The sequence below is a fragment of the Gelidibacter algens genome (assembly GCF_001678675.1).
GTDB lineage: Bacteria > Bacteroidota > Bacteroidia > Flavobacteriales > Flavobacteriaceae > Gelidibacter > Gelidibacter algens.
In genome coordinates this window covers 1-21,890 of record NZ_LZRN01000024.1, presented here as the reverse complement: position 1 = coordinate 21,890, position 21,890 = coordinate 1, and the positions used below count along the sequence as shown (strand labels likewise).

General features: G+C 37.9%; 18 protein-coding genes. 6 read left to right on the top strand and 12 right to left on the bottom strand.

From position 1 onward, the window contains the following. Window positions 1-379: 379 nt before the first annotated feature. Both A9996_RS11840 and A9996_RS11835 read left to right on the top strand, forming a co-directional pair. Window positions 380-1,126 (top strand): ferritin-like domain-containing protein, encoded by a 747-nt coding sequence (locus A9996_RS11840; RefSeq protein ID WP_066435070.1) that lies wholly within the window; start codon window positions 380-382, stop codon window positions 1,124-1,126. A 29-nt stretch (window positions 1,127-1,155) separates the two neighbouring features. Next, complete coding sequence (locus tag A9996_RS11835; RefSeq protein ID WP_066435068.1) at window positions 1,156-1,983, top strand: ferritin-like domain-containing protein; 828 nt, start codon at window positions 1,156-1,158, stop codon at window positions 1,981-1,983. A 204-nt stretch (window positions 1,984-2,187) separates the two neighbouring features. On the opposite strand, the gene A9996_RS11830 is transcribed toward A9996_RS11835, so the two are convergent. Together A9996_RS11830 and A9996_RS11825 are read right to left on the bottom strand one after the other, a co-directional pair. Beyond that, window positions 2,188-3,777: a toll/interleukin-1 receptor domain-containing protein gene (locus A9996_RS11830; RefSeq protein WP_066435065.1), complete on the bottom strand. Its 1,590-nt coding sequence runs from the start codon at window positions 3,775-3,777 to the stop codon at window positions 2,188-2,190. Window position 3,778: 1 nt separating this feature from the next. Continuing rightward, on the bottom strand, window positions 3,779-4,960 hold the full coding sequence (locus A9996_RS11825) for a tetratricopeptide repeat protein (protein ID WP_066435063.1): 1,182 nt from the start codon (window positions 4,958-4,960) through the stop codon (window positions 3,779-3,781). An 800-nt stretch (window positions 4,961-5,760) separates the two neighbouring features. On the opposite strand from A9996_RS11825, the gene rplM reads away from it, so the two are divergent. The 4 genes from rplM (at window position 5,761) to tsf (ending at window position 8,723) form a co-directional block, all read left to right on the top strand. Beyond that, entirely contained in the window at window positions 5,761-6,216 is a 456-nt protein-coding gene (gene rplM, locus A9996_RS11820; protein WP_066435062.1) for a 50S ribosomal protein L13, read from the top strand. Then, window positions 6,217-6,603 carry a 30S ribosomal protein S9 gene (rpsI, locus tag A9996_RS11815; protein ID WP_066435060.1) on the top strand — a complete coding sequence of 129 codons (387 nt, stop codon included), beginning with the start codon at window positions 6,217-6,219 and terminating at the stop codon, window positions 6,601-6,603. 219 nt (window positions 6,604-6,822) lie between these two features. Beyond that, window positions 6,823-7,665, top strand: coding sequence for a 30S ribosomal protein S2 (rpsB, locus tag A9996_RS11810; protein WP_066435058.1), 843 nt, complete (start codon window positions 6,823-6,825; stop codon window positions 7,663-7,665). A gap of 92 nt (window positions 7,666-7,757) precedes the next feature. Further along, window positions 7,758-8,723: a translation elongation factor Ts gene (gene tsf / locus A9996_RS11805; protein ID WP_066435054.1), complete on the top strand. Its 966-nt coding sequence runs from the start codon at window positions 7,758-7,760 to the stop codon at window positions 8,721-8,723. 387 nt (window positions 8,724-9,110) lie between these two features. Here tsf and A9996_RS11800 read toward each other — a convergent pair whose 3' ends face one another. The 10 genes from A9996_RS11800 to A9996_RS11755 form a co-directional block, all read right to left on the bottom strand. Then, on the bottom strand, window positions 9,111-10,748 hold the full coding sequence (locus A9996_RS11800) for a choice-of-anchor J domain-containing protein (protein WP_248912345.1): 1,638 nt from the start codon (window positions 10,746-10,748) through the stop codon (window positions 9,111-9,113). A gap of 44 nt (window positions 10,749-10,792) precedes the next feature. Beyond that, window positions 10,793-13,336, bottom strand: a complete 2,544-nt coding sequence (locus A9996_RS11795) for a TonB-dependent receptor (protein WP_066435048.1) — start codon at window positions 13,334-13,336, stop codon at window positions 10,793-10,795. A 162-nt stretch (window positions 13,337-13,498) separates the two neighbouring features. Next, window positions 13,499-15,145 carry a glucose-6-phosphate isomerase gene (gene pgi, locus A9996_RS11790; RefSeq protein WP_066435045.1) on the bottom strand — a complete coding sequence of 549 codons (1,647 nt, stop codon included), beginning with the start codon at window positions 15,143-15,145 and terminating at the stop codon, window positions 13,499-13,501. Between the two features lie 3 nt (window positions 15,146-15,148). After that, entirely contained in the window at window positions 15,149-16,432 is a 1,284-nt protein-coding gene (locus A9996_RS11785) for a peptidoglycan DD-metalloendopeptidase family protein (protein ID WP_066435042.1), read from the bottom strand. 14 nt (window positions 16,433-16,446) lie between these two features. Continuing rightward, entirely contained in the window at window positions 16,447-17,379 is a 933-nt protein-coding gene (locus A9996_RS11780; protein ID WP_066435040.1) for a tryptophan 2,3-dioxygenase family protein, read from the bottom strand. A 5-nt stretch (window positions 17,380-17,384) separates the two neighbouring features. Continuing rightward, window positions 17,385-18,161 (bottom strand): DUF3108 domain-containing protein, encoded by a 777-nt coding sequence (locus A9996_RS11775; protein WP_066435037.1) that lies wholly within the window; start codon window positions 18,159-18,161, stop codon window positions 17,385-17,387. 160 nt (window positions 18,162-18,321) lie between these two features. Then, entirely contained in the window at window positions 18,322-19,470 is a 1,149-nt protein-coding gene (hppD, locus tag A9996_RS11770) for a 4-hydroxyphenylpyruvate dioxygenase (protein WP_066435035.1), read from the bottom strand. A 158-nt stretch (window positions 19,471-19,628) separates the two neighbouring features. Next, entirely contained in the window at window positions 19,629-20,783 is a 1,155-nt protein-coding gene (locus tag A9996_RS11765; RefSeq protein ID WP_066435032.1) for a homogentisate 1,2-dioxygenase, read from the bottom strand. Window positions 20,784-20,855: 72 nt separating this feature from the next. Further along, window positions 20,856-21,269, bottom strand: coding sequence for a putative toxin-antitoxin system toxin component, PIN family (locus tag A9996_RS11760; RefSeq protein WP_066435029.1), 414 nt, complete (start codon window positions 21,267-21,269; stop codon window positions 20,856-20,858). Continuing rightward, on the bottom strand, window positions 21,250-21,477 hold the full coding sequence (locus A9996_RS11755; RefSeq protein ID WP_066435135.1) for a hypothetical protein: 228 nt from the start codon (window positions 21,475-21,477) through the stop codon (window positions 21,250-21,252). Before A9996_RS11755 ends, A9996_RS11760 begins: the two co-directional genes overlap by 20 nt. Window positions 21,478-21,890 lie beyond the last annotated feature (413 nt).

Sequence of the window (21,890 nt, the reverse complement as noted above, 5' to 3'; positions counted from 1 at the left end):
CATGCGGTTTCAAATGTATAATTTTTGCGATTTCATACAGATGCCCCATCATTTGAAGCACCTCAAAAAAAGGGACAAAAACCAGAATTGAAAACAATTATAATTGTCGCTGCTTTTAAATGTCGGCTTGGTTTTTAAAGCTCATTTACTGCAAATAATTTAAAAGGCTATTGCGCATCAACGTTAAAACAAATCGTATACCGACTAAGATTTTCATTATCAACGTCTTACATTTAGCCTTGTGTTTTAGTCACTTTTTTAGTGATGTTGGTCTCAAATTGAATTCACTTTAATTTTTTTTAAAACCATCTTCACTTTTTTTCCGTAAGTACTTCTAAACACAGCAAGAGCATATTTTATTAACTTAAATACTTTAAATATGAAAAACGAACTTTTAAAAGAGCAAGATGAGCAGAACGGTTTTAACAAACGTCGTCAATTTTTGAAATTGAGTGGCATGGTTGTTATAGGTTCTGGCTTAATGATGGCATGTAACAATGATGACGATGGATTTGTAGATCCAGAAATTTTTGATCTTGGATCGGGAAACCTAGGAATTTTAAATTATGCTTATGCTTTAGAGCAATTAGAAGCAGCCTTCTATGCTAAAGTATTGGATGGCGCATATTGGGCTGGTGCACCAGCAAATGAAAAAAGAATCCTTGAAGATCTTTATAACCATGAGGTGATACACAGAGAGTTTTTTAAAACTGCCATCACCGCAGTAGCACCAAATGATATTGTACCACCATTGGAGTTTGATTTCTCAAGCGTAGACTTTGGTAGCAGAGCTTCGGTTCTGGGGACGTCAAAAGTTTTAGAAGACACAGGTGTAAAAGCTTATAATGGCGCTGGAAAATTGATTGACGTCAGTGATGCTGCTGGTATGGCGTATCTATTATTGGCTGGCAAAATAGTTTCTGTGGAAGCACGTCACGCTTCCGTTATTAGGGACTTGTTAAATCCAGGATCTCAAGATTTTGCAGGAGATGATATCTTAGTAGGAATATCAGGAACAGATAAAGCTTTCGATAAAGCTGCAGAACCAGCAGAGGTTTTGGCTGAAGTAGGAGCAACAGGATTTGTTGTGACCCCATTTACGGCGAATAACTTGCCTACTGCCTAATCAATTTATTAACTTAAAAATATACAATTATGAATTTCATAAAAATTTTAGATATGCTCTCCGATAAGGACCTCTTAAACAAAGCAGGTACAAGAAGAGCCTCTTTTGATCAATTTAAAAAACTAGGTACTAGTGTTGCCTTGGCATCCATTCCGTTTGGATTGGCCGCTACGAGCTCAAAATCGAAAGCCGCCAACAGTAGAATGTTCGGTGGATTAGGTATGGCCAGCAATACAGACGTTCTTAATTTTGCCCTTACTCTTGAATATTTAGAGCGCAGTTATTATAGACAAGGTTTGGACGCAATGGGTTTAATCCCGGATGCTGACAAGACTGTTTTTGCTACCATATCAAAACACGAAGATGTACACGTCGCGTTTTTAGAAACAGCTTTGGGAGCTGATGCTATAGCAGAACCAATGTTCGATTTTTCTGGAGCTCCAGGAGGCTTAAACCTAGATCCATTTAACGATTATCCAACTTTCCTAGCCTTAGCACAAGGATTTGAAGACACAGGGGTGAGAGCTTATAAAGGACAAGCAGGTGCTTTAGCCAATGACAATACCTTATTGCAGTATGCTTTGCAAATTCATTCCGTAGAGGCAAGACATGCGGCTCAGGTGAGACGGATGCGTGATGAAAAAGGATGGATAACGCAATCTGAAAATACATTACCAGCAGCTTTTGCAGGTATTTATGGAGGCGCGACACCAGAATCAAATAAAGTTCAGGGTGGCGTTAACTTAGCAGGAATGTTTGGTAATTTTGGCGGAGACGATGCGCTTACAGAAGCATTTGACGAACCATTAACTATGGACGAGGTACTTGCCATAGGCGATGTCTTTATTGTAAGTTAAAAAATATTTTTTGTACAAAAACCGCCTTTTAATGGCGGTTTTTTTTTGGAACACATTGGAATAGAAACCTTTAAGTCATTTACAATAAGACACTTAGGGATTAAAAAAATGGGGTTATCTTATATCCTTACTCCAATAAAAAGTATTAATTACTAGACTCTTATAAATGATTGCGGAAAAGTCTCCAGGCCTAACCATCCCCTCCTATTTCAATAAACTCTCCTTAATAGCTTCCATAAATTTAGGATTTACCGTAATATCCAGGAAATTGATGTGCGTGTAGATTTGTGGCACACAATTATAGGAGAAGGCAATCGGTAAAATTTTTAGCAGTTTTTCAACGGAACGTTTATAGGCCAGATCCATTTCGTTCTTGCAGTGGTTTTTTCCATAGTATTCTTCAGAAATTACCGGGATGAACACTTTGGAGTCCACAATGCCCCACATGTATTTGGAGGTAAACGCTTCACCCACACCAATGCTTTTTTCATCAAAAAAAATGTCGAGGCTTTCGCCATTTTCTTTTTTGAAGGTTTTTAAGGGTTCATATACATTTTGTTTGACCCATGCACTGTTGCCATGGGAATAGCTGATAAACACATCGTATTTTTCAGCACCTTCTGCTACGCCCGTTACCAGAAATTTATAGGCAAAACGCCATGTCAATAATACCGCAATCAACATCCCTAATAAGGTTAAGCCAATGGGAATGATCCTATCAAATGTATAAATGAGCATGCCATACAGCACAAAAAAGATCAGACTTATGACAAAGGCGAGCACTGCCAATGTTTTGGGTTTGGTTTTTAACGGCGTAATATATTTGAACAGCAATGAAAAAACAAGGACAGTAAAGAAACTAAAGAACAAGGTCTGTCCAATAATAATTGCCAGATTGTTCATGGGTTGTTTCACCATTTTTTGATCCACCAGTTTCTCATTGAGTGCCCAGGCCATAAAATAGGTTCGAGGGGTTTCAATATCTTCTTGGTAATCATTTTTGAGATCGCCCAATAAAATAAATTTATCATCGATATTCAGCTTAGGGCTAAAACTACCCTCCATAGAATTCCCTTCAGGAATCTCAAAGTTGTAGGTTTGCTTCTGCATCGCTTCTATAGGACCCAAGGGCGAGACCAATTGTTCAAATTCTGGGTTTATTTTGGACCCTTGTCGATCTAAGCTGACGCGTTTGATGATGGATTCAATTTGGACAGAGTCTCTAAATCCGGTTTGCAAATAAATATCAGAGGGATAGGTAATCAAATTATCGTGAGCTATAAATCCGGAGTGTAAGCGCCCTCCTGTAAAGACACTGTCATACAACACTCTGGCCTGCCCAGCATCATTGGATTGAAATATCGGTAATTTATCAAAATAATCCTTTAGACTATAGACCGCATAGACCTTTTCATTCTTGCTTGTTAATTGTTGCACAGCTTCTTTTAGAGCCTGCAGTTGAACGGTATCTTTGGAAAAGGAAATATCCAAAAGAATGGCCTTTGGATTTTCATTATTGCCACGGTGGGTATTTACTGTATTTAGAAACGCAATGATCTTATCTCTAAATTGTTTTAAGGAAGCATCTTTACTATCGAGGTCGGACTTTTCAATATTGACCACCACAATTTGATCTGAAAGATTCCTCTCATAAGCATCAGCATCAATGTACAATGTTCCATACAACGAAGCATCCCACTGTTTCCAAAAACTGGTAAGCGTCAAGGACAGACCGAGAAGGACAAAAAAAGTGATCAAATAAATAGCGAGACGTTTAAACGTAATAAATTTCATGTTAGAGGTGGCTATGGTAAGCATCTGATGCTTGGTAATACTGATCGGCTTGTGAGGTTTGGTCTAAAAGGTCATAAGACCAGCCTAAATATTCGTTGATGTCCACAAGTTCATAGCACAAGTCCCAAGCGTAATCATAATCTTCAAGTTCTAAAGCGTAGTTATATTCTTCAGTATATTCATCTAACACTTCAGTTAAGGGTCGAATCATTTCCTGCGCAAAATTGACACCTTCATTAAAATTCTCTTCGTTTGAAGAATCTATCAGCGCTTCCGCGAGATATAAATAAGATTCCAGAACCATTAAATCATCAGGATTGGCTTCAGAATTGTAGTAAGCCGCTTTACGAAGTGGTTCTATAGCCTCATCAGCCTGTCCATTATCAAGGTATAATTCGCCCAAGAGGGTGAAATCGTCCGCCAATTCTTCCATATAGAAATTACCTTGTCCCTCCTTTTGATTGATTTCTTGTTCAAAAGCCTGTAATGCCTCTTCGTAGGTTCTGTAACTTATAGGCTGAACGTTGCCAGCAATATATTCTTCTCCTGCACTGCTGTAGATTTTTTTGGTGGTTGTGAGTTCACGACCTTCACCTCTGTTCCCCCGTGTCTTTTCATTTTTTGCAGCCTCGTTGATATTAATAGGAACTTCTTGCATGATGGCAATTGTACCTTCTTCTGTCGTGAATTTTGCTTTTTTACTCTTTTGAAAAGCTTCTACATAAAACTCAGTGCCTTCAGCATGCGCCCAAGTATAGCCGTTGCCCGCTTTATAAAAACCAAGTTTTGACTTGACATCTTTAAGCACGTGCTTCACCCGGCCTGTCAACGTCTGCGCCACCACACCGTTTTTGACAATACTTACTTTTAGCACAGAATTGGGATCCATGACTTGCGTCTGCCCTTTATAAAGAATGGCGATTGAAGTGCTAGCTGGAGTTTTGAATGTTGTTCCTGAATTGTAAGCTTTACTTTGATCATAAGGAACAATGCCCGTAAAGGGTGTCCCATTTGGGGCAATGATTGTTAAATTGACGGCATCTGCAGAATTCCCATTAAATTGCATCCCTACAATTTGAAATTGGGCGTTGGCAGATAGCGCAAAAAATGTAACGCTATTAAAAAGTAGGAATTTTGAAAGGGGCTTGATTAACTGCTGCAATGATATATTCAAGAGTTTCATTTTGAATGGATTAGAAACTAAAGATAGTAAAAAATTGATTTAAAAAATTCAGATGTTTGTAATAAAATAATGGCAAGCAGATCATAAGATCAAAGAAAACAGAATAACTGGATGCACTAATGGACAATATAAAACCCACTAAATATGGGGCCACTAATTTGTTTACTGAAAATTCGTTACTAAAGGCTTTAAGGTTTTGGGGAACATGAGTATGTATGAGGCTGATAGATGAGCAGTCATCTATAGTTCAGAAGCTATTTATTAATTGCAATTGAGTATTTTATATTGAGTAGAAGCAAAACCGATTTTTTCATGTCACGCCATCTCCTTCGTTAGGGGTTTCCCCCCGAAGCGTCGAGGGAAATTCTTTTTGTGAGGCACAAGCAAAAAGACCTGCCTGCCGGCGCCTAAATAATTATGACCACCACTGTCAAGACACCCAAATTCAAACCCCTCAAACCTTCCATATACTTAATTTTTTATGTTAATAAATTCAGCAAAAGACTCCAGTCACTCTCGAAAAGCACAATACAAATAGCGCCACAGTTCTCTTTTGACAAAAAATCATCAACCTCATCATTTAGAACCCTTTATGAGCAGTGACCTTACAATTATCCCATGGAAAACCCATCAAAACCAAACCAAAATTCCAAATAAACTGATACCCAGTAATTTTATGAACAAAATTCGTAAGATACTATTTGGTAATCACATAGATTATCGTAAATTTGCAAACTCTTTTTAAGAGAGGAATGTTTAACTCGTCACGCTTACCGCGTGGTATATAAAAATTAATTAGTGTGAATACATTAAGCTACAAAACGATATCGGCTAACAAAGCTACTGTTGATAAGCAGTGGGTTTTGGTTGACGCCGATGGACAAACACTAGGTCGTTTAGCTTCTAAAGTTGCAAAACTTTTAAGAGGCAAACACAAACCTAACTTCACACCACACGTTGATTGCGGAGATAACGTTATTGTTATCAACTCTGAAAAAATCAACTTAACAGGAAACAAGTGGAACGATAAAACTTACATTCGTCACACAGGATATCCAGGTGGTCAAAAAAGTTTAACTGCTACAGAGCTATTCGGAAAGGATCCGGCTAGAGTAGTAGAAAAATCAGTAAAAGGAATGCTCCCTAAAAACAAATTAGGTGCAGATTTATTCCGTAACCTAAACGTTGTTGTAGGTGCTGAGCACACTCATGCTGCTCAAAAACCAAAAACAATCAACTTAAACGAATTCAAGTAAATGGAAGTAATTCACAAAATTGGCCGTAGAAAAACGGCTGTTGCTCGTGCGTATGTTGCCACAGGAAAAGGGAACATCACAATTAATAAAAAAGACATGCCGATTTATTTTCCTTCTGCAACCTTGCAGTATAAAGTAAATCAACCTTTGGTCATGACTAACAATGAAGGCAACTTTGATATTACAGTAAATGTATATGGAGGTGGTATTACTGGTCAAGCAGAAGCAATCCGTTTGGCATTATCTCGCGCTATGTGTGAGCTTGATGCTGAAAACAGATTGATCCTGAAACCAGAAGGATTGTTGACAAGAGACCCAAGAATGGTTGAACGTAAGAAATTCGGTCAGAAGAAAGCACGTAAGAAATTCCAGTTCTCTAAACGTTAAAATCCTCAACTTGATTGAAGATCTCATAATGGGCATCTCAATCTTGTTGTTTTTGAAACTTTTAAAATCTGTTGGAATACCTCCAACACAAAATTTAACCCAGTTAATGTTGTCCATCACGTTACCCCGTGAGGATTTAGTTTAGCATCTAAATGGTAAAGGCGCGCAAAAGCAACCACTTTATCATTGCTAATTCAACAGAACGTAAACTATTACAAAATGAAAGTAGAAGTAAAAGAATTACTTGACGCAGGTGTACACTTTGGTCACTTGACAAGAAAATGGGATCCAAACATGGCCCCTTACATTTATATGGAGCGTAACGGCATTCATATTATCAATCTTTACAAAACAGCTGCCAAAATTGAAGAGACTTCTGAAGCTCTGAAAAAGATTGCAGCTTCTGGAAAGAAGATTTTATTTGTAGCTACAAAAAAACAGGCTAAAGACATCGTTGCTGAGAAAGCAGGCGCTGTTTCAATGCCTTACATTACTGAAAGATGGCCAGGCGGAATGTTGACCAACTTTATTACTATCAGAAAAGCTGTTAAGAAAATGGCTTCTATTGATAGAATGAAAAAAGATGGTACATTCTTGACATTGTCTAAAAAAGAACGTTTACAAGTTGATCGTTTGAGAGCCAAGTTAGAGAAAAACTTAGGTTCTATTTCTGACATGACCCGTTTGCCAGGTGCTTTATTTGTAGTGGATATTAAACGTGAACACATTGCTATTAGAGAAGCCCAGAAATTAAACATTCCAATCTTTGCAATGGTGGATACGAATTCTGATCCACGTCAGGTAGACTACGTTATTCCTGCAAACGACGATGCTTCAAAATCTATCGAGAAGGTTTTATCTCTTGTAACTGCTGCAGTTGCTGATGGTTTGACTGAACGCAAATCAGACAAAACTGAAAAAGAAGGTAAAGAAGACAAAGAAAGCAACGACGACAAAGCAGAGAAAGTAGAGAAAACTGACAAGTCTGAGAAAACTGAGAAGTCTGACAAAACAGAAAAGAAAGCAGCTACAAAGAAAGTAGACGCTGACGAAGAAGAATAAATAACAATTATACAACATCATAAAGTCGTTTGTTTTTTTTCTTTGCTGAAAATTAATCGAACGACTTTTTTTAATAAATACACTTAGAAATTATGACAAAAATAACAGCTGCAGAAGTTAACAAACTAAGACAAGCAACAGGTGCCGGAATGATGGACTGTAAAAAAGCTTTGGTTGAAGCCGAAGGTGATTTTGATAATGCAATTGATGTATTGCGTAAAAAAGGCCAGAAAGTTGCTGAGAAAAGAGCAGACAGAGAATCTTCTGAAGGTGCTGCCGTTGCTAAAATAAACGCTGACAATACTGTAGGTGTTGCCATTGTTGTTGGATGTGAAACTGACTTTGTTGGTAAAAATGACTCCTTTGTAGCCTTGGCAAACGCTATTGGTGATATTGCTATTAACTGTAACTCTAAAGAAGAGTTGTTAGCGGCTGATTTTGAAGGCATGACGGTTGCTGAGAAAATGGTTGAGCAAACAGGTGTGATTGGTGAAAAAATTGAATTGAACGCTTTTGAAAGATTGGAAGCACCTTATGTTGGGTCTTACGTCCATATTAACAAGATTGCTGCCATTGTTGGTTTTTCTGCTAAAGTTGACAAGGCTGATGAATTAGCGAAAGATGTGGCGATGCAAATTGCTTCTATGGGAGCTTCAACATTGTCTTACAAAGATTTTGATCCTGCATTTGTGGCCTCAGAAACAGACGCAAGAATTGCGGTAATTGAAAAGGACAATGAAGAAGCGGTACGTTTGGGCAAAACCTTAAAAAATGTACCACAATACATCTCTATGTCTCAACTGACGCCGGAAGTATTGGCTAAAGCTGAAGCAGATGCAAAAGCAGAATTGAAAGCTGAAGGGAAACCAGAACAAATTTGGGACAGAATCCTTCCTGGTAAAATGGAGCGTTTTATTTCTGATAACACGACCTTAGACCAAGAAAAATGTTTGTTGGACCAAACCTTTATCAAAGATGAAAAGTTGAATGTTGCAAAATATGTGGCGTCTTACGGCGACGTTAAAGTCACTGACTTTAAACGTGTATCTTTAGGATAGCCAAATTCCTGCGGAGGCAGGAATCTCCTCTTAAATCCCTGCGAAGGCAGGGATCTCTTTTTAAATTATAGCGAACGTAGGAAACCTTTAGATTCAACGAAGCTAATTTTATACTACTAAAGCCACTACTCTTTTTAAAAGACGTAGTGGCTTTTTTTATTTTATGAGTTGGTGGTTGTCCTATAAAAGAGATATGTCTTAAATTGTTGGTGGAAAACGCCCATGATCGCGTGAGTAGCATCTCTAAACACGTTTAGACAATACAGATGACGTGCACATTGTCTTTTTCTTATCTATCAGATATTCCTGGCTGGAACTTTATACAAATAAAAAAGCCCAACAAAAATTATTTTGTTGGGCTTTAATTACTTAAAATATGATGAATTATTATTCATTTCTAACCCAAGCACCATCAGTTTTGATGAACTTGAATTGTTCCGTACCACTGGCACCATTATAAATATCGAATATGATCACATACTTCTGATCATTTGCAGCACCTGGCGCTATGACATTGCTCAACAAATCAGCAAACACGGTTTCTAACATGGTATCACTCCAAAATGCAGGGTTACTAGATCTTCTATCAAAATTACCATAGTTTCCTGCGCTGGAAGCAGCAGCAGAAAAACCATCAACAGATGCATAATTTGTTCCAATATAGGTGTAATCTGTTCCTTGTAAAGTGTATCTTATCGTGTTATCTGGAACCCAAGTACCACTATCATATCCAAATTGCAATGAGGTTGACTGCACTGATTTATGAGCTGTCCATACACCATCAACAACAGTATATTCATTACCTCTTATTTGTGCACCTGACGAACTTGAGAAATAATCATAGATTACAAATAAGACATCGTCTTCCATAGCGTAAGGATATTTTATATTCAAGAACGTTGGTAAAAAAGCATCAGGAGCAATAGAGCTGCTGAAGTTATTGTACCTTCCTGGTTGCCCTGAACCTGTTCCCATAGAATCATAATCAGATGAACTTAAGTAGTAAACGTCTTCTGCAATATCCCAGTTTCCGCTAGTATAGACTAAATGCTCCCCTTTAGATACTGTTGTACCTGTAGCTCCCAAAGTTTTGATAGCCATACTTTCAATTCTCCATCTTGCGGCGTCTGCATCAGTTGACTCATATTTAAATGCTACGTTAATCATTTGACCATCGTAAGCTGAAAAATCATAATTTTCAGAAGCAATCATGTCGTTACTGTTACCAGCAGGTGCAGTAGCTAAGTTGATCTCACTCCAAGTTGCTGTAGTCACATCACCATCATAATTTGTCGATACTAATATTTTTAACAATGACAAATCTTTTGCAAAGTTAATAGCCTGTTTGATCTGGAATTTCAAGTTACTCTGACCTGTCAAATCAATATCAGGAGATATTAACCAATCAATATTGGCAACTTGACCACCTGAATAACCGTTACCTTGTGCGTAAGCAGCTTGTGAACTCCAACCTAAATCAGTTCCTAGAAGATCAGTAACTGCCCAACCTTCCAAACTTCCTGCAAAGTTATACTCTACAATAGGAGCTAAACCTACTACTGGATTTTCAGTGTATTGTTTGTATTTAGCCAAAACAACTTTACCTTCAGTTGGTGTCGCAATTTGAGCGTCCAAAACATCAGCTAACTTGTCTGAAGCATCCACATTAGGATAGAATCCAAAGGCATCACTTCCAGCGGCCGCATAGTCAGAATTTGACAATTGATACACTTGTGCACTTGTATAATCACTAACACCTTCAGCAGCACCTACAAACAAGTCGTAGTTAACCAAAACTGAAGAACCTTGTCCATATAAAGGATACAAGTCGGTCAATAAACTTGGAACTAATTCTTTAGCCTGGTCTTCGGAGTTAAAACTTCCGAAATTTAACTCTAAGGCTGCGTAATCATCAGCAGTTAATGTGTATTCAAAAGCACCAACATTAGGAGCATCAGGAATAGCGTCAACTTGTTCATTAATGTCATCTAGCGGATTACATCCCGTAAATACGAGCACCACCATTACCAATAAATAAATTACTTTTTCTATTTTCTAATTTTTTTTATTTAAAATTTAAGTTTTGCACCAACACTAAAGGTTCTTCCAAAACCATAAAACACACGAGAAGTAAATGCGTCAGAATTAGAACCATCTTGAGCGTCAGCTATATACTCAGTATCAAAAACGTTGTTGACTCTTCCTGTTAAAGTTACTCTAAATTCTCCAAATTGAAGTTCGTGTTGCAAAGCGGTATCAAAAATTCCATAAGCGGGCACTTCCCAAGCATCTGGTTTTACAGTATTACGATCACTCGGATCGAACTCTGCATATAAGTTATCAAAATAATTATAATCAATGGTAAACCTTGTATCAGGAGAAATTTTATAATTGGTTCCTAATGCAAACGTTGTTTGTGCAGCGTTACCAACGTGTAAGTCTTCAATAAAGATGTTGATTGGATCTCCAACTGGATTATTTTCTTCATCGAAAATTTGTACATTTTCTACGTTATTCTGCCATCTCCAATCTCCTATGGAAGCCATCCCTGTTACGGTTAAGTTGTTTGTTGCTTTAAAGCTAAAGTCAATTTCAACACCTTGGTGAACTGCATTTACACCCAAAATATTTGCATAATTACGAGTACCGTCTTGCGCGCGGAAACTTGCAAACTCTGTTCTATCTTTCCAAGTAGTATGGTAAACGTTTACATTCGCATTGAATTTATCACCTCTATAACCATAACCTAACTCAAAACTTGTAATTTTTTGATTTTCAGCATCGCCATTGACATCTGTATTATTTCTGTTGGCAAATACAGAGTTGAAATATGGTGCCTTTTCAAAATAGCCTAAGTTAGCAAAAACGTTATGGACATCATCAATTCTATAGTTAGCGCCACCTTTTACACCATAACCGAAGAAGTTGTATGTTTCGGATGTTTGCAATGGATCAGAATCTAAATATAGAAAACGGTCAACTCTTTGGTAAGAGGTATTTGATGCTGAAACCGATACAAAGGCATTTAAGTCTTCACGGATATCATATTCTACTTGGGCAAACGCACCAAGCCAACCAACTTTACCGTCGTTATCATATAATATCTTGTCACCTACTTGCGCTCTGTTACCAGGACTATTCTCATTAGAATTATCTAAGTAATATTGACCTCCCAGTAAATCAGTCAATTCAGTAAAGTGAAGTCCTTTATAACCTCTTAAATCGATACCGCCCAAAAATACTAAGTCATCGGTCAAGTCTGTTTTAAGCGTTGAAATGGCACCGTACCAAATATGGTCATTTCGAGAAGCTCTTAAGATAGATTCAGAACCATTTACGCCAGCAGCTTCATTTTCAGCCACAATCTTATCAAAATCAATAGTTCCTAATTCGCCAATTCTGTATTCGTCATTATCAAAACCGAATTTGTTGGTCCCACTAAATCCACCGCCACCGCCTGATCCAAAGGATGCATATAACGCAGTAGAGATAGATGTTGCATCACTAAGATCCCAATAATGGTTCAATGAAATTTGTGGTTTGTGGTAGAAGTTATCTTCAGTGTTGGTCAATTGCCCTTGTTTGTAACCCCAGTCAGAATTGTATTTTATACCACGCTCACTTTTTCTGTAGGTTTCAATCAAATGACTATTTTGTCTTTGACCATGTCTTTGCTTGTTACCAAAAGCTGTCAAAGACAATCTATGATTGTTATTTATTTCTTTAGAAATGTTAACAAAGTATGAGACACCCGTAAAAGGAGTTCCATCTACAAAATTGTCTCCTTCTGTTTTAGAGGCAGAAACAGTAGCAGCAAGTCCGTTTTCCATTAAACCAGTAGAATACGATAATCCGAATTTCTTGTAATTATCATTTCCTAAGGTATAATCGATACTTCCACCAGCTTCAACATCTGTTGTTTTTGAAATAATGTTGATGGTTCCACCAACAGAAGGTACAGCAACTTTAGAAGCTCCCAATCCTCTTTGTACTTGCATAGAGCTCGTTACATCTCCTAAACCTGCCCAGTTACTCCAATATACACGACCATTTTCCATGTCATTTACTGGCACACCGTTGATCATTACGGCAACGTTTTCAGAGTTAAAACCACGAAGTCTAATTTCACCATCACCATAGCCACCGCCAGTTTTTGTAGCGTAAACACCAGGTGTTGATTTCAAAATCTCTGGAAATTCCTGAGTTCCTAATTTCAATTCAATCTCAGAAGATTTAATTGTTGATACTGCTACGGGTGTTTTTCTGTCCACTGCTACAGAAGCAATAATCTGAACTTCCTGCAAACCTACTTCACTTGTTTGCAAGCTTAATGAACCAAAATCTTTATCACCAGAAAAAGACACTGTCATTGAGGTGTAACCTACATAAGTTACGATAATTTCACCAGAACTGGTTTTTGTTTTTAAAGTAAAGTTACCATCAAAATCAGTGGTTGTACCGTTGGTGGTTCCTTTTTCAATGACATTTGCTCCTGGTAGTGGTGCGTTCATATCTGAACCAATTACCTTACCTTTTAATGTGCTTTGAGAAAAAGACGCTGTAGCACATAACATTGCCACAGACATCATTAAGAATTGAGTAATTTTTTTCATTTTTAATGTTTAAAATTAGATTTTAAATTTTGCGCAAAATTAAAGCATTATTATGATTTAATATTACTTAAACGTTAAGAAATTTAACAAAGTAAAAATAATCGAATTTAGTAGGGTATGACGTTTTTAAAGGTGAAGCTATAAAAAAGTTTTTAACAAACTTTAAGTCAACTGTTTATAATATGCCAACAAGTTTAGAGTAGAACTATCATGATCTGCTAGTTGATCAGTAGTGTTTAATTCTTTTAATATTTTGGTTGCGAGCTGTTTTCCGAGCTCAACCCCAAATTGGTCATAACTATACACATTCCAGATGACCCCTTGCACGAAGATTTTATGCTCATATAGGGCAACCAGTTTGCCCAAACTTTCAGGCGTGAGTTGATCAATTAATAACGTATTGGTAGGTTTGTTGCCTTTAAATATTTTGAAAGGCGTGAGTTGTTGAATGGCTGCTTCGGAAGTATCTTGGGCTTTAAATTCACTGATAACCTCTTCTCTTGACTTGCCGTTTAAAAGCGCTTCCGTCTGGGCTATAAAATTAGACATCAATTTATCTTGATGGTCTTTATTGCCATGAAGCGATTTTGCAAAGCCTATAAAATCGGCCGGAATAAGTTTAGTGCCTTGATGGATCAACTGAAAAAAGGCGTGTTGCGAATTGGTGCCTGGTTCTCCCCAAACAATATTCCCCGTTTGATAAGTGACCTTGTCGCCATTTCTGTCTACACTTTTACCGTTACTTTCCATATTGGCCTGTTGCAAATAGGTGGCAAACTGGTTTAGATATTGCGAGTAACCGATAACCGCTTCACTTTCAGATTCGAAAAAATTGGTGTACCAAATACCGATCAATGCTAACACTACCGGAATGTTTGTTTTGAAATCTTCGATTTTGAAATGTTCATCCATCTCATGCGCTCCTGCCAGCAACTTATCAAAATTGTCATAGCCTACGGCTAAACTTATTGACAAGCCTACAGCGCTCCACAATGAAAAGCGACCGCCCACCCAATTCCACATTGGGAAAATATTGCTTTCATCAATGCCAAAGCCTTTTACATTCTCAATATTTGTAGAAACTGCTACAAAATGCTTGGCAATATCTCCTTTTGAAGCCGATTTTAAGAACCAGTCTTTGATGGTATTTGCATTGGACAAGGTTTCTTGCGTGGTAAACGTTTTAGAAACAATCACAAAAAGTGTGGTTTCAGGGTTTAGTTTTTTCAAAACCTCATTCACATGATCGCCATCTACATTGCTCACAAAATGCGTGGTCAACTGATTTTTGTAGTATTGAAGGGCCTCTACTACCATGGCAGGACCTAAATCAGAACCACCAATACCAATGTTTACAATATCTGTAAAGGCTTTATTGGTAAATCCTTTTCTTTTGCCTTCCACAACGTCATCAGTAAATGCTTTGATTTTAGCTTTTGCCTCATGGATTTCAGGGATAATATCCTCACCATCCACCATTATTTTTGAAGTTATCGGACTTCTCAAAGCGGTATGTAACACTTCTCTGCCCTCTGTTTCATTGATGACATCACCTTGAAATTGTTTTTCAATGGCCGCCTTGAGCTGTGTTTCTTCAGCAAGCTCCAGCAACAGATCCATCGTTTTGGCGTCCATTCTATTCTTGGAATAATCCACATAAAAGTCACGCCACTTAATGGTCATGTCCGTTGCACGATTCTTATTTTCAGAGAACCATTGCGTCATGTGCACGTCCTTGATACTGTCAAAATGTTTCTGGAGTTTTGTCCAAGCTTTGGTATGCGTAGGGTTGATTTTTGGTAGTGCCATGACTTATTTTTGAGTGATTGAGTACCCTTGCTCTATGGTCGTTTCATTTAGGAATTTATAAGGAATACTATCCAAACGGGCTCTCAATGGTATTATGAATTCTTTATAATCAACAACAAGATGATTTGGAACGGACTCTGATGTTGGGAGTTTTTCCTTAAATGGATCCACTTGCTGTCCATTTTTCCAAAAACGATAACATACATGCGGGCCACCGGTATTTCCGGTCATACCTACCCATCCAATCACATCGCCCTGTTTTACAAATTGTCCCTTTTTTACTTTTTGGGCTTTCATATGCAGGTATTGCGTACTATAGGTATCACTATGCTTTATTTTAACATATTTCCCATTACCACCTCTTTGGGTAGATTCTACCACAGTTCCGTTGGCAGTTGCTAAAATCTCAGTGCCAATTGGCGCTGCAAAATCAGTCCCCTTATGAGGTCTTAAGGCATAACCGTAATAGGCGATCCTTCTATTGAGGTTATAACGCGATGAAATACGACCAAAATTCACAGGTGCTTTCAAAAACGCACGCTTTAGACTTTTGGCCTTTTCATCAAAAAAGTCAGCCTTTTTAGAAGTGGAATCTATCGAATATTTAAAGGCGTAAAAATCTTCACCTTTGTGCTGAAAATAAGCCGCCTCAATACCATCCAAGCCCGCATAGATAGAATCTTCGATATACCGTTGTTTATAGATGATTTTGAATTTGTCGCCTTTTTGAAGTTTCCAGAAGTTGATGGTCCATGCATAAATATCAGCCATTTCCCCAATCAGCGCTTGTGGTAATCCCTGAGCATCCATAGTGACTGACAAACTCCCGTCAATCTCTCCAGAGGCTTCCTTGGTCACAATAGTGACTGGTTTTTTCTCCTTGTAGGTAACTATAGAGTCCGCAAAATGGATGACTACATAATCAATATTGCTTTCTTGATAGATAAAACATTGTGGTGTTTGCAAACTGTCTTTTGAAAATAACAAAGTGTATGGCTTTCCAATTTGCAGTTTACGGATGTCATAAGAATCTTTCGCGCTTTCCGCAATCTGATAAATTTTTGGATAGGCTAAATTATTTCGTTGCAAAATGGTTCCAAAACTATCACCAGACCTGATCGTATCACGTTTTACAATATAATCATTCAGGTTGAATCCGAATTCTCTCAGTTCAACCGGTGCTATATAGGCTTGGAAAGGTGTCTTATCAATTTCCTTGACTTCGTTTTTACACGATAACATCACCAATCCTAATAAAAATGCTACTACTATAGTTTTTTGATACATTAACTCCTTCAATTTTATAGGTCCGTTCCCCAGTTTTTCAATTCTTTTTCGGTCCAAAGTTCAGGAAAAAATATGCGTCTTTGGTATTTTGGATGCATGTATTTTTTCCAATCGCTTCCTCCTGTCGCTTCAGCGTCTCCAGAACCGCTCTCTATATAATGTTTGGCGGCATTGTAATGCGCCATTACCCAGGTCACATTTACGGTATAATCATAATGCCGCATGGCTTTTACCAAATCTTCATCCATTTGATCTGCCTCAGGAAGTTCTTTAAATCTGGTCCACAAGTTTTTGGTATTGTGGCTTTCCATAAATCTCAAAAACTCATCTTTATAACGCTTTTCAAAATTAATCAACAAAATCGATTTTTTACCGGTGTGATAATCTTTTCCTGCCGCTTGCCAATACAAGTGTTCAAACGCATGAGTATAAGAAGTATTGCGATCAATGTCTTTACGGAAGCGATAATCAATAAGATTGATCAGTTCAGTAGATGCAAATTCAATCCGTCTGTATTGCGCACTTTGGAAACCACTTGCTGGTGTTAAAGTGCTTCTAAATTTCATATACTGTTCAACGTCCATGCCCTCTCTCATGATATTGAACGAAGTGGTCAGCATGTCGAAATATCTACTGATACGCATCAATTTAGATTCAAAAAAGGCAGCCGTTAACATTGTGTTTTCTGAAACTTGTGATATTTCCCAAAGAATCATTTTAAAAAGCAATTCATTGATTTGATGATAGCCGATAAAGACCATTTCATCAGGAAGTGTTGTGCGCTGTATTTGAAGGTTCAATAAGGCATCCGTTTGTATATAGTCCCAATATTCCAGAGGCTTACTGTAAAGGAGACCTTCCAGATAGGTATGTGTGTTCTGGCCTATAGCATTATATTTATGCTGAAGTGCATTTAATATTGGATCGAAATCTTTTGGTTGGGGCATTTGTTTTAAAATTGTACTTTAAATGAATGTTTTAAGCCTTTAAAAGCTTCCAAATCAGCCCTTAACGAACCTACCGCTAAATCGGCTTGAATACGTAACGGTATCTTATTGTCGTCAGCACTGACCCATAACGTCAAACTTTCTTTTTCCTTAAAAACCCGCCCTGCCATCACATAGGGTCTGAATTTTAAGGTTTTTATGGTACCAAAAGAGGTGCTGAGGTCTTCCCTTCCTAAAAACTTAAGTCTAAAATTATAATTTTCCTCATCAAAAAACATATTTAAACTGACCACATCCCCCTCTTTTATACTTTCTGTTTTATAATTGTTTCTCAAATAATAAAACGCTGAGACCATATCCTGAACATTTTCTTCAATAGAAAATGACGCGTTTGTTTTATCTTTTTTATTTTTGACATGTGCCATGGAAGCCGCATGGTCAAATTCAATTTCAATATCTTTGGTATGGCCCCCTTCATCAATCTGTCTGATAAATTTGTAGGGCATTCCGGTATGCTTGTCAATATAGCTTTCATAACGGTCCTTGACCTTAAAAAACCATTTAATCGCTCCAGAGGTCCAGCCTTTTCCTATCACATGAAAAACTTCTTTGCCATTCAATCGCGACTCCTTGACTTCTAAAGTAGCATTGCCCGCTTTCAGAAATCCGCTATAGCTCATTTTAAACTTGAACCACTCGCCTTCTTGAAATGCATTTTTTTGTTGAGCAGAAACGCTGAGGACAACGAAGAATAGCGCAATGATCAATTTAGTTTGTTTCATAATTTTGAATAATTGTAATTATAACTTCTTCTACTAAGTTTTTGTACGTATCCCCGAGATTTACAATTACTGTTCCAAAAGTATTAAAACAAAGAAACTCCGTCAAATTAATGCGGAGTTTTTAAAAGTTTTAAAAGTTAAATATTTGTTAGCGTTTTAGTTATAAGGTCCCTCTCAATGCTTGTTCTCTCTCAATAGATTCAAAAAGCGCTTTAAAGTTACCAGCTCCAAAGCCTTTAGCGCCCATACGCTGGATAATTTCAAAGAATAAGGTTGGTCTATCTTCCAAGGGTTTTGTGAAAATTTGCAAGAGATAGCCCTCCTCATCTGCATCAATCATAATCCCCAAACTTTTTAGGGTTTCAATGTCTTCCCGTAATTCATGACTGTAAGTTTCCAAACGGCCAGGAACAGCACTGTAATATTCTTCTGGCGGTGTGGATAGAAACTCGATGCCTCGAGATCGCAGTTGCGATACTGTAGTAATGATATCATCTGTGGCTACTGCAATATGCTGCACGCCGGGGCTTTCATAAAAATCAAGATATTCTTCAATTTGCGAACGCTTTTTACCTTCAGCAGGTTCATTGATCGGAAATTTAATGCGGCCGTTGCCATTGCTCATCACCTTACTCATCAAAGCGGAATATTCGGTGTGAATTTGTTTGTCATCAAAAGACAAAAAGTTGACAAAGCCCATCACATCTTCGTACCATTTGACCCAAGTGTTCATCTCTCCCCAGCCAACATTGCCAACCATATGGTCAATGAATTTTAAGCCTGTAGGCTCCGGATTGTAATCAGATTTCCACTCCTTAAAACCTGGCATAAATGTGCCCTTGTAATTTTTACGCTCTACAAACATGTGGACGGTTTCGCCATAGGTGTAAATCCCTGCGGTTACGACTTCGCCATGCTCGTCAGTCTCCACTTTGGGTTCCATATATGATTTGGCGCCGCGATTGGTAGTTTCTTCATACGCACTTCTAGCATCGTCCACCCAAAGGGCAACCACTTTCACACCATCGCCATGTTTGACGAGATGCTCATTAATTGGCGATTTACTGTTTAAAGGCGTGGTCAATACCAAACGAATCTTATCCTGTTTGAGCACATAACTCACCTGATCTCTTGATCCAGTTTCCAAGCCTTTGTAGGCATAAGATTGAAAGCCGAAAGCCGTTTTATAAAAGTGTGCGGCCTGTTTGGCGTTACCAACGTAAAACTCTACGTAGTCTGTTCCGAGAAGGGGCAAAAAATCTTGTGCGCCTTCAAAAATTTTCTCTAGTCCGTATTCTACTGATTTCATATTAATAAGCCCCTCTTAATCTCCCCAAAGGGGAGAAACTCAAACCGGGTAAGATCTTTGAGTTTTTGTTCAACTTTTTAATTTTTTAACTCGCTAAAAGTCTCCTTCGGGAATTTAGGGCTTCTGAAGCCCTCCCTTCGGGAGGGTTGGGTGGGCTTTTACAGCCAAGATTTAAAATAATCTTCATCGGCTATTTTCAAGGCCTCCTCTGTTATTTGTAAAGGCTTAAACGTATCTACCATGACAGCAAGTTCATCCGTTTTTGTCTTTCCGATACTGCGCTCAGCTGCTCCCGGATGTGGTCCATGCGGAATACCGGCAGGATGCAAGGAGATATGACCAGCATCCACATCATTGCGACTCATAAAATCGCCATCCACATAATACAACACCTCATCACTGTCAATATTGCTGTGGTTATAAGGTGCTGGAATGCTCAACGGATGGTAATCATACAAACGCGGTACAAAACTGCACACCACAAAAGCATCGGTTTCAAACGTTTGATGGACTGGTGGCGGTTGATGAATACGGCCTGTGATCGGTTCAAAATCGTGAATTGAAAAAGCATACGGGTAATTGTACCCGTCATAGCCCACCACATCAAACGGATGTGAGGCGTAGACCATTTCAAAAATATCATCTTGTTTTTTGACCTTGATCAAAAAGTCGCCAGTTTCATTATGGGTCTCCAATTCTTCTGGGCGCCGCAAATCGCGTTCGCAATAGGGTGCATGTTCCAATAATTGTCCAAACCAGTTTCTGTACCGTTTTGGGGTGTAAATTGGTCGTCGCGATTCTACAATAAACAAGCGGTTGTCTTCGGTATCAAAATCCATTTTATAGATGATCCCTCTTGGCACCAACAGATAATCGCCATATTTAAAATCGAGATTGCCGAGGTGGGTTCTCAATTTTCCGCTGCCTTTATGGACGAAAATCAATTCATCAGCATCGGTGTTTTTATAGAAATAATCTTTGGTTGACTGTTTTGGCGCTGCTAAAATAATGCTGCAGTCACTATTGGTAAGCACGGTCTTTCGGCTCTCCAAATAATCATTTTCTGGGGTGACCTCAAATCCGCGGAAGCGATAGGATTGAATATGGTTGGCCTTGGCAATTTTAGGCGCCAAGTTATACTGTTTCTTAATTTCTTTGACCTGGGTTGGGCGTTGTTCGTGATACGAATTGGTGTACATCCCATCAAAACCGATGGTACCGAACAATTGTTCTGAGTAGAGCGATCCATCCGGCTTGCGGAATTGCGTGTGTCTTTTGGGAGGTATGTTCCCGAGTTTATGATACAATGGCATATTTTAAAGTTTTGAGTTAAGAGTAAGAACAAGTTCATTCTATTTGTCAATAGATCGCATCATTTAAGAGTGCTAGAATTTAAATTCTTCCCAATATTCTTTAGGCATTACTATTTTGGTTTTTCCATAGTGCTCCATTTTAAAATCATTGGAGTTTCCCGTTATTATGAAATCTGCATTTGAAATATGCGCTAACTCCAAAAGTCGGTTGTCTGGTTCGTCCGTGATAATTTGCAATTTGGTTGTTGGTTCATAGATTTCTGACATTTCGCTCAATCTTGCAATTAGGAAATCTGCATTTGTTTTAAAATCAGAAAACTGAGCAAATTTTGGTCGTCTAAGAACTTCAATATATTCTTGAAGGATTGGATTGGAAAGGCAAAGTATCGCGTTTCCTTCAATGCAATGGTCAACAATTAAATAGGGATAATTCTTTTGAATTAAGGCAGAAACGATTATGTTGCTGTCAAGAATTATTCTCTGCATTCTTGTGCGCCTTTATTTCGTCATCGATTTCTTCCATTGTCATTTTAGAAAGGCCATACTTATTTGCTAATTGAACACTTTTTTCCAGCGTCTGTTTGGTTATTTTCTTACCGATGATTTCCATAAGTTCAGAAAATGACAGCGTCGTTTTATTCAAACCCAATTGGTTGAATTCAAAATCAGATATTTCGACATTTACAGATTTCATAATAAATTCCATTTAGTTTGAATTTACGAATATTTAGCCTTTCCATAAAACCAAATATAAAGATACTAAAATTAATGCGACTAGCCTCGCTCAACCTTAGGGTTTCCTGCTTTAAAAGAAATGACAACAATGCGTGTTTATTCTGGATTCCTTTTGATAAGAAATTGAAGATGCAGCAATAAACCTGTCCAGAAAAGTGTGGTCATGTTACAAATATAGAAAAAAGATTGGGATCATTATATCAATGTATGCTCTCTCAACATCCCTCAACGCATCGTTAAAAAAGGTAAAAAAATTTCGATTACGGTTTTACCGTAGTTTTCAACAATGGCCTTATGTTGTGGGGTATAAAAAACAGCTAACCCTTACCAACAGTGGATTAGGTCTAAAATAAACGTAAAAAAAATTTAGTT

What these genes read in the sequence shown, in the direction of transcription:
- A9996_RS11840 (WP_066435070.1), top strand. Translation starts at nt 380, where the DNA reads ATGAAAAACGAACTTTTAAAAGAGCAAGATGAGCAGAACGGTTTTAAC.
- A9996_RS11835 (WP_066435068.1), top strand. Translation starts at nt 1,156, where the DNA reads ATGAATTTCATAAAAATTTTAGATATGCTCTCCGATAAGGACCTCTTA.
- A9996_RS11830 (WP_066435065.1), bottom strand. Translation starts at nt 3,777, where the DNA reads ATGAAATTTATTACGTTTAAACGTCTCGCTATTTATTTGATCACTTTT.
- A9996_RS11825 (WP_066435063.1), bottom strand. Translation starts at nt 4,960, where the DNA reads ATGAAACTCTTGAATATATCATTGCAGCAGTTAATCAAGCCCCTTTCA.
- rpsI (WP_066435060.1), top strand. Translation starts at nt 6,217, where the DNA reads ATGGAAGTAATTCACAAAATTGGCCGTAGAAAAACGGCTGTTGCTCGT.
- rpsB (WP_066435058.1), top strand. Translation starts at nt 6,823, where the DNA reads ATGAAAGTAGAAGTAAAAGAATTACTTGACGCAGGTGTACACTTTGGT.
- tsf (WP_066435054.1), top strand. Translation starts at nt 7,758, where the DNA reads ATGACAAAAATAACAGCTGCAGAAGTTAACAAACTAAGACAAGCAACA.
- A9996_RS11800 (WP_248912345.1), bottom strand. Translation starts at nt 10,748, where the DNA reads ATGGTGGTGCTCGTATTTACGGGATGTAATCCGCTAGATGACATTAAT.
- A9996_RS11795 (WP_066435048.1), bottom strand. Translation starts at nt 13,336, where the DNA reads ATGAAAAAAATTACTCAATTCTTAATGATGTCTGTGGCAATGTTATGT.
- pgi (WP_066435045.1), bottom strand. Translation starts at nt 15,145, where the DNA reads ATGGCACTACCAAAAATCAACCCTACGCATACCAAAGCTTGGACAAAA.
- A9996_RS11785 (WP_066435042.1), bottom strand. Translation starts at nt 16,432, where the DNA reads ATGTATCAAAAAACTATAGTAGTAGCATTTTTATTAGGATTGGTGATG.
- A9996_RS11780 (WP_066435040.1), bottom strand. Translation starts at nt 17,379, where the DNA reads ATGCCCCAACCAAAAGATTTCGATCCAATATTAAATGCACTTCAGCAT.
- A9996_RS11775 (WP_066435037.1), bottom strand. Translation starts at nt 18,161, where the DNA reads ATGAAACAAACTAAATTGATCATTGCGCTATTCTTCGTTGTCCTCAGC.
- hppD (WP_066435035.1), bottom strand. Translation starts at nt 19,470, where the DNA reads ATGAAATCAGTAGAATACGGACTAGAGAAAATTTTTGAAGGCGCACAA.
- A9996_RS11765 (WP_066435032.1), bottom strand. Translation starts at nt 20,783, where the DNA reads ATGCCATTGTATCATAAACTCGGGAACATACCTCCCAAAAGACACACG.
- A9996_RS11760 (WP_066435029.1), bottom strand. Translation starts at nt 21,269, where the DNA reads ATGCAGAGAATAATTCTTGACAGCAACATAATCGTTTCTGCCTTAATT.
- A9996_RS11755 (WP_066435135.1), bottom strand. Translation starts at nt 21,477, where the DNA reads ATGAAATCTGTAAATGTCGAAATATCTGATTTTGAATTCAACCAATTG.